General features: G+C 73.0%; 1 pseudogene. It reads left to right on the top strand.

The annotated features are described in order from the left end of the window. Positions 1-356, top strand: a pseudogene (locus RTM68_RS12085) (aldehyde dehydrogenase (NADP(+))); the annotation flags it as partial.

Below are 356 nucleotides of genomic sequence, written 5' to 3'. Positions count from 1 at the left end.
GGGCGGCCGGACCCGATCCCGTTCTACGGTGAGCTCGGCAGCATCAACCCGGTGGTCATCACCGAGGCCGCCGTCGCGGCCCGCGGCGAGGCGCTCGCGCAGGGCCTGGTCGGATCCTTCACGCTGGGCGTGGGACAGTTCTGCACCAAGCCCGGTGTGGTGTTCATCCCCGCCGGTGCCGGGTTCGAAGACCTCGTCGCGGCGCACGTCCCGGCCGCCTCGGGCGGCCCGCTGCTCACCGAGCGCATCACCGATGCGTTCCCCGCCGGTCTCGCGCATCTCGAGGACGACCCTTCCGTGACGGTCGTCGCGCAGGGCGTCGAGGTCGACGGCGTACGCCCGGTCGCCCTGCTGAC

The organism is Microbacterium sp., assembly GCF_031988965.1.
In the GTDB taxonomy this organism is placed as follows: Bacteria; Actinomycetota; Actinomycetes; order Actinomycetales; family Microbacteriaceae; genus Microbacterium.
The sequence above is the reverse complement of the archived record's forward strand: the minus strand, read 5'-3'. Positions and strand labels throughout refer to the sequence as shown.